General features: G+C 74.1%; 8 protein-coding genes and 1 pseudogene. 6 read left to right on the forward strand and 3 right to left on the reverse strand.

The genetic code is table 11. The features are described from left to right. Positions 1 to 120: 120 nt before the first annotated feature. A complete protein-coding gene (locus KIK08_RS36160; RefSeq protein WP_214407825.1) occupies positions 121 to 627 on the forward strand; it encodes a mycothiol transferase in 507 nt (168 codons plus the stop codon). A 7-nt stretch (positions 628 to 634) separates the two neighbouring features. After that, positions 635 to 937 carry a hypothetical protein gene (locus KIK08_RS36165; protein WP_214407826.1) on the forward strand — a complete coding sequence of 101 codons (303 nt, stop codon included), beginning with the start codon at positions 635 to 637 and terminating at the stop codon, positions 935 to 937. Between the two features lie 9 nt (positions 938 to 946). On the opposite strand, the gene KIK08_RS36170 is transcribed toward KIK08_RS36165, so the two are convergent. Both KIK08_RS36170 and KIK08_RS36175 read right to left on the reverse strand, forming a co-directional pair. Next, positions 947 to 2,173, reverse strand: a complete 1,227-nt coding sequence (locus tag KIK08_RS36170; RefSeq protein WP_214407827.1) for a GNAT family N-acetyltransferase — start codon at positions 2,171 to 2,173, stop codon at positions 947 to 949. Positions 2,174 to 2,247: 74 nt separating this feature from the next. Then, positions 2,248 to 2,826, reverse strand: a complete 579-nt coding sequence (locus tag KIK08_RS36175) for a TetR/AcrR family transcriptional regulator (RefSeq protein WP_214407828.1) — start codon at positions 2,824 to 2,826, stop codon at positions 2,248 to 2,250. Between the two features lie 145 nt (positions 2,827 to 2,971). On the opposite strand from KIK08_RS36175, the gene KIK08_RS36180 reads away from it, so the two are divergent. Beyond that, positions 2,972 to 3,580 carry a DUF5709 domain-containing protein gene (locus KIK08_RS36180; protein WP_214407829.1) on the forward strand — a complete coding sequence of 203 codons (609 nt, stop codon included), beginning with the start codon at positions 2,972 to 2,974 and terminating at the stop codon, positions 3,578 to 3,580. A gap of 20 nt (positions 3,581 to 3,600) precedes the next feature. Here KIK08_RS36180 and KIK08_RS36185 read toward each other — a convergent pair whose 3' ends face one another. Beyond that, the gene (locus KIK08_RS36185) at positions 3,601 to 4,017 is read right to left on the reverse strand and encodes an SsgA family sporulation/cell division regulator (protein ID WP_214407830.1); all 417 of its coding nucleotides are present in this window, start codon (positions 4,015 to 4,017) and stop codon (positions 3,601 to 3,603) included. Positions 4,018 to 4,321: 304 nt separating this feature from the next. On the opposite strand from KIK08_RS36185, the gene KIK08_RS36190 reads away from it, so the two are divergent. The 3 genes and pseudogenes from KIK08_RS36190 to KIK08_RS36200 form a co-directional block, all read left to right on the forward strand. After that, positions 4,322 to 6,007, forward strand: coding sequence for an AMP-binding protein (locus KIK08_RS36190; RefSeq protein WP_214407831.1), 1,686 nt, complete (start codon positions 4,322 to 4,324; stop codon positions 6,005 to 6,007). Between the two features lie 79 nt (positions 6,008 to 6,086). Further along, a complete protein-coding gene (locus KIK08_RS36195) occupies positions 6,087 to 6,317 on the forward strand; it encodes a hypothetical protein (protein ID WP_214407832.1) in 231 nt (76 codons plus the stop codon). Continuing rightward, positions 6,317 to 6,501, forward strand: a pseudogene (locus KIK08_RS36200) (cobalamin biosynthesis protein); the annotation flags it as partial. The gene KIK08_RS36195 and the pseudogene KIK08_RS36200, both read left to right, overlap by 1 nt.

The following is a 6,501-nucleotide window of genomic DNA, read 5'->3' on the forward strand; positions in this document are numbered from 1 at the left end:
GGCGCCATCGCCGCCCTGCCGCGCCGGGCGGAGCTGTGAGCAGGCGGTGCGTCGCGCGGGCCGCGGTCGGGTACAGGCCGCGGATGACCGAGTTGCCGTCCGGATGTGGAGGAGCCTGACATGCTGCCCAGAGACCTGCTCGCCGATGCGTTCGGCCGGGTCCAGGAGGAGGTGCGCGCCGCCGTCGAGGGGCTGACGGAGGAGCAGTTGGCGCGCCGGCTCGACGCCGACGCCAACTCGATCGCCTGGCTCGTGTGGCACCTGCTTCGCGTGCAGGACGACCACGTCGCCGAGGTCGCCGGCCGCGAGCAGGTCTGGACCGCCGACGGCTGGGCCGCCCGGTTCGCCCTGCCCTTCGAGGACTCCGCCACCGGCTACGGCCACTCCCCGGAGCAGGTGGGCCAGGTGGGTGCGACCGCCGAACTGCTCACCGGCTACTGCGCCGCCGTCACCGCGCAGACCCAGGACTACCTGGCGACGCTGGAGGCCGACGAGCTCGACCGGGTCGTCGACGAGCGCTGGGACCCGCCGGTCACCCTCGCGGTGCGGCTGGTCAGCGTGATCTCCGACGACCTGCAGCACGCCGGCCAGGCCGCGTTCGTGCGCGGCGTGATCGAGCGGGGCTGACCGCGCCGTGATCGTCATCCTGGCCGCGGACGGGGTCGTCGTGCAGGACGCCGACGACCTGGACACGCTGCGCCTGCGCACCGAGCTGGGGCCCGCCGCCGCCCGGGTGGCGCTGCAGACCACCGGCAGCGGCGCGCTCGTCGGCGAGGACTGCGCCGGGCTCGACCTGGCGGTGCTGCGCTCGCGGGCCAAGCTGCTCGGCACCGCCCCGGACTGGGCGGCGCGCTGGTCGGCGATGGTCGAGCGGGCCGAGCAGCGCGGTCAGCTCAGCGCGGACCGCCGCTCGGTCCGCGTCCCCATCGAGCGCTGAGGCACCGGGTCAGAAGACCTCGGGGCAGTGCGGGGCCCGGGTGCCGGCGAACGCCCGCGACGCCGGGACCAGCGCACCCGGGGTCAGCTCGACCACCCGACCCGCGGCCGCGAGCTGTACCAGGGTCGGGCCGCCCAGGAAGGCCGCGCCCAGATCGGCGACGTCCAGGCGCAGGTCGGCGTCGTCGTCGCCGCGGGCCGCGGTGGCCGGCCCGTCGGCCCGCGCGGTGAGCCGCCAGCGCCCCGCGTTCCACGGGCAGAACCCGTCGGAGACCTCCAGCACGACGTCGACGTCGCCCGAGTAGCGCCGCTGGGTGAGGGCGCGGTCGAGGTCGACCAGCCGCACCCACAGCGAGTCGCGGTGGGTCGCGACGGCCCGGCGCGGGTCGTGCAGCAGCTGGGTGACCGGGTCGTCCACGGCCACGTCGGCGGTGACCGCGCCGACCAGGTCGTAGTCGAGAAGGTGGCGCCACAGCGCGGCGGCGGCCACCGGGGTCGCGGCCACCACCTCCTGGACGTGGATGCGCCCGTCGGGGCCGCGGTCGCCCCAGCCGCGCCGGGTCCGGAAGAGCGCGTAGCCGTCGGGGTGCACGGCGAAGCGCAGCTCGGAGGCACCCTGGCGGCGCTCGGGCAGGTCGGCCAGGACCATCCCCCAGAACAGCTCGTCGCGGTCCAGCCAGCCGGGGCTCTGCGCCGACACCCGGTCGTAGACCGGCGCCAGCAGCGGCTCGGCCTCGTCGCGGGGCAGCTGGCGGACCCGGTCGACGCCGAGGTCGACGCCGGTGCGGAACGCCGTGTCGGCCGGCACGTCCAGCGACAGGAAGTGCGCGGCCCGGCCGTAGCCGAACCGGCCGTAGATCGGCGCCTCGGACGCCCACAGCGCGGCGACGGCCTCGCCCCCGGTCTCGTGCAGCCCGTCCAGCTGGGTGCGCATCATGGCGGTGAGCGCGCCGCGCCTGCGGTGGCCCGGCTTCACCGTCACCGCCGTCACCGCCGCGACCGGGGTCGGCCCGGCGCCGGGGAACGTGACTCGCCGACCGAGGATGCCGCAGGTGCCGACCAGCTCCTCGGACCCGTCCCCGGCCCGGTCGACGGCGACGTGGAACCGGTGCGTCGCGAACGACCGGCGCGTGTACGGCTCGCGCTCGACCCACTCGTCGAGGAAGGCGGTCGAGGAGACGCCCATGAACTCCTCGAAGTCGCCCTCGACGGTCGGGCGCACGGTCAGCTCGGCCACCCGGCATTCATAACCCACCGGGCCGCCGTGGAGGCAGCGGGTTTCCCGGGCGGATGGACGACGTCTCCTGGCGCTCAGCCCTCCAGCAGCGCCCGTGCGGCCCGCAGCACGTGCGCGCGGACGGCCTCGGCGTCCGAGAGCGGTCCGCCCACCAGCACGGAACGGGTCAGCGAGAGCCCGAGCAGCCAGGCCAGCAGCAGCTCGCCGCGCACCGCGGCGTCGTGCGGGTCGTCGGTGGTGGCCCGGGCGGCGAACGCGGCGGAGTAGGCGGCGGCGAGCTGCTCGCGCACCTCCGCACCCACCTGCTCGCTGGTCGCGGCGCGCAGCACCGCCAGCAGCGTCTCGGTGCCGTAGCGCTCGCCCTCGGCGGTCAACATCGCGTCGAGGCTGCGCTCCAGCAGGTTCTCGGCCGGCCCCTCCAGCAGCTCCCGGGCCTCGCCCTGCACGGCGTTGGCGAACAGCCCGCGCTTGTTGCCGAAGTAGCGGAACAGCAGGGCCTGGTTGACCCCGGCCCGGTCGGCGACGGCGCGGACCGTGGTGGCGTCGTAGCCGTGCTGGGCGAACAGCTCGCGGGCGGCCGTCAGCAGCGCGTGCCGGGTGGCCGCGGAGTCGCGCGGTCTGCGCCCGGTGCTGGCGGCCGGTCGCTGCGTCATGGCCCTCCTCGGCGTCCGATCGGATGAGTGCACATCGAATCGTCCGGTGGATCGTTACGCGTGTGGTCGGCGACGCGCCGGGGTACCACCTCCCAACCCGATCGGCGAGCGATCGTCGCCGACGAGCAGGAGGTGCTTTCCCGAGATGGCCCAGCGAGACTACGAAGAGCAGCCCGAGGCCCCCGACCTCGGTGCGTCGGTGCAGCTGGAGAACGACCAGCAGCTGGTCGGCCCGCCCGGTGGGGACCCCCTCGACGCGGGCTACGTGCCGGCCGACCGCCCGTACGCGGCCGAGGAACACGGGGTGACCGGCCAGGAGATGGCCGACGGCGAGCCCATGGACCAGCGGCTGGCGCGCGAGCTGCCCGAGGAGCTGCCGGTCGACCCCGACCGGTCCGGGCGGCTGACCGTCGAGGGCCAGGGCGCGGCCCTGGAGACCGGGGACGACATCGACGGCGTGGACGTCGGCATCGACGGCGGTGCCGCGTCGGCCGAGGAGGCCGCGGTGCACGAGAGCACCGACCCGGTGTCGGGCTACGAGTCGGAGCCGTCGGTGGCCGACCTGCCCGAGCTGGACGACCGGGAGGTCGAGCGCAGCGTCGCCGACGACCCGCTGGCCGACCGGGCCGAGCGGGAGGCGGCCCGGGACGGCGCGTGGGGCGCGGAGGACAGGGCGGCGCGCATGGACGCGAGCACCGGGGCGTCGGGCGCGGCGGCTTCGGCGTCGGGGCGCGACGACGTCGGTCCGGTCTGATCCGGGCCGGCGCCGCCGGTCTACTCGGCGGTGCTGCGGGTGATGAGCCGGGCGATGGCCTCGTCCATGTCGACGTGGGCCGACTCCTGGCCCAGCGCCACCACCCCGAGGGTGGCGTGCACGAACTGGTGCAGCAGGTCGTGGTCGACCTCCAGGACGGCGCGGCCGTCGGTCGAGCGGATCTCGATCTCGACGATGTCGTAGCCGGAGGCCGTCTTCGGGGTCATCCGGATGTCGCCCTCGCCGGTGGCCTCGTCCAGCGCCCGCACGACGAGGTCGCGGGCGACGAGCCACTCGATCCAGTGACCCTGCTGGATACGCACGGCGAGAGTGACCGCGAACGGGTCGGCGGCCCGGTAGCTCCACCTCGTCACGATCGGGGTGGCCTGGCCGTGCAGCACGGTGAACATGTCCTGGCGGACTGCTTCGCTGGTCATGGGTCGCTCCCGTGGCGCTCCCTTGCCGTCGCGGGTGCGGCGGGCTCCTGCGTGGACATTCGCCGCCCGAGCGCGGAACGCTGCACGTCAACGGTCGGATTCACTCGATCAAGTGAGCAACACCCTGCCGCCGGCCCTGGCCGTCGATCACGGTGCGTGCCCGGCGGGCCGGCCCCGCGCGGCCAGGCCTGTCCGTTCGGAGGTGCGCCGGCGGCGGTCCGGCTCACTAGGGTGGGACCAGCGTGAAGATCGGCGTCGGGATCGAGCGCTGTGGTCAGCAGAGCCGCTATCCAGAGGTGAGCCCATGAACCCGTCGGCCCAGGCCTTCTACGAGGCACGGGAGTTCCTCTTCACCCACCGTGAGGACTACGACACGGCGTACCGGGACTTCCGCTGGCCCGAGATCGACGAGTTCAACTGGGCCCTGGACCACTTCGACGCCGTCGCGGCCGACCCGCAGCGCGGTGCCGCGCGGGCCCTGTGGATCGTGGAGGGCGACGGCTCCGACGCCCACTGGACGTTCGCCGAGCTCTCGGCGCGGTCCAACAAGGTCGCCAACTGGCTGCGCGCCCGGGGGGTCGCCCGCGGCGACCGGATCATCCTCATGCTCGGCAACCAGGTCGAGCTGTGGGAGACGCTGCTGGCGGCGATGAAGCTCGGCGCCGTGGTCATCCCGGCGACCACCCTGCTCACCGCGTCCGACCTGCGCGACCGCCTCGACCGCGGCAACGCCGGGCACGTCGTGGTGGGGGCGGCCGACGCCGGCAAGTTCGACGGCGTCGAGGGCGACTACACGCGCATCGCCGTGCGGGGCGCCCCGCAGGGCTGGCACGCCTACTCCGACGCCGACGCGGAGTCCGACGCGTTCACCCCGGACGGCACCACCCGCGGCAGCGACACGCTGCTGCTCTACTTCACCTCCGGCACGACCGCCAAGCCCAAGCTCGTCGAGCACACCCACGCCTCGTACCCGGTCGGGCACCTGTCGACGGTGTACTGGATCGGCCTGCAGCCCGGCGACGTGCACCTCAACATCTCCTCGCCGGGCTGGGCCAAGCACGCCTGGAGCAACGTCTTCGCGCCCTGGATCGCCGAGTCCTGCGTGCTCGTCATGAACTACGCCCGGTTCGACGCGGAGTCGGTGCTCGGCGTGCTCGACCGCTGCGGGGTGACGAGCTTCTGCGCCCCGCCGACGGTGTGGCGGATGCTCATCCAGGCCGACCTGTCCGGGCTGGCGAACCCGCCGGCCAAGGTCGTCGGGGCGGGCGAGCCGCTCAACCCGGAGGTCATCGAGCAGGTCGAGAAGGCGTGGGGCGTGCGCATCCGCGACGGCTTCGGGCAGACCGAGTCGACCGTGCAGATCGGCAACCCGCCGGGCCAGGCGGTCAAGCCGGGCTCGATGGGACGGCCGATCCCCGGCTACCCGATCGAGCTGATCGATCCGGCGACGGGGGAGCCCGCCGCCGAGGGCGAGATCTGCATCGACCTGTCCCGGCGCCCGCTCGGGCTGATGGTCGGCTACCACGGCGACGAGGAGCGCAACGCCGAGGCGATGGCGGGTGGCTTCTACCACACCGGCGACGTCGGATCGCGCGACGATGAGGGCTACATCACGTACGTGGGTCGCGCGGACGACGTCTTCAAGGCGTCCGACTACCGCATCAGTCCCTTCGAACTGGAGAGTGTGCTGATAGAGCACCCGGCGGTGGCCGAGGCGGCCGTCGTGCCATCGCCGGACCCCGTCAGGCTCGCCGTACCCAAGGCGTACGTTGTACTCGCGGCGGGCCACGAGCCCGACGAGCAGACGGCGCGCTCCATCCTGGAGTTCGCCAAGGACAACCTGGCTCCCTACAAGCGGATCCGGCGCCTGGAGTTCGGTCCGCTGCCCAAGACCATCTCGGGCAAGATCAGGAGAGTTGAGCTGCGCGGCCGAGAGGCCGAGCTGCATGCGGACGCGTCCGCGACGCCGAACGGGGAGTTCACCCTCTAGGCGCCTCGGAGTAACCGTGCCGACACCGAAAGCGACTCAACATGTGGTCGGGTCGAGTACGGAGCAGTGAGGGGAAGAAGTGGGTCAACCGGAGGATCCGACCAGCGGGTCGATGGCCGAGCTGATGGCCGGCATGCCGGAGGTGTGGCGCCGGCTGCTGGCCGAGCACGTGCCCGATCGCATGGGCCGCTGCCGCGCGTGCCGCAGCGTCAGCGGGGCGGGGGAGCGCTGGCCGTGCTCGCTGGCCCGCATCGCCGACGACGCGCAGCGCATCCACGGGCTGCAGCTCGGCCGCGCCGTCGGGGAGTAGTGCCGGCCCGGACCTGGGTCCGGCCCGCCGGCCTGCTGCTGGGCGGCCTCGCGGACGCGCTGTTCGGCGACCCCGCGCGCGGCCACCCCGTGGCGGGTTTCGGCGCGCTCGCCGCCGCCCTGGAGCGGCGCCGGTACGCCGACGCGCACGCCTCCGGCGCCGCCTACGCGGCCGTCCTGGTCGG

It is taken from the genome of Pseudonocardia lacus (assembly GCF_018531445.1).
Taxonomy (GTDB): Bacteria; Actinomycetota; Actinomycetes; order Mycobacteriales; family Pseudonocardiaceae; genus Pseudonocardia; species Pseudonocardia lacus.

What these genes read in the sequence shown, in the direction of transcription:
- KIK08_RS36160 (WP_214407825.1), top strand. Translation starts at nt 121, where the DNA reads ATGCTGCCCAGAGACCTGCTCGCCGATGCGTTCGGCCGGGTCCAGGAG.
- KIK08_RS36175 (WP_214407828.1), bottom strand. Translation starts at nt 2,826, where the DNA reads ATGACGCAGCGACCGGCCGCCAGCACCGGGCGCAGACCGCGCGACTCC.
- KIK08_RS36180 (WP_214407829.1), top strand. Translation starts at nt 2,972, where the DNA reads ATGGCCCAGCGAGACTACGAAGAGCAGCCCGAGGCCCCCGACCTCGGT.
- KIK08_RS36185 (WP_214407830.1), bottom strand. Translation starts at nt 4,017, where the DNA reads ATGACCAGCGAAGCAGTCCGCCAGGACATGTTCACCGTGCTGCACGGC.
- KIK08_RS36190 (WP_214407831.1), top strand. Translation starts at nt 4,322, where the DNA reads ATGAACCCGTCGGCCCAGGCCTTCTACGAGGCACGGGAGTTCCTCTTC.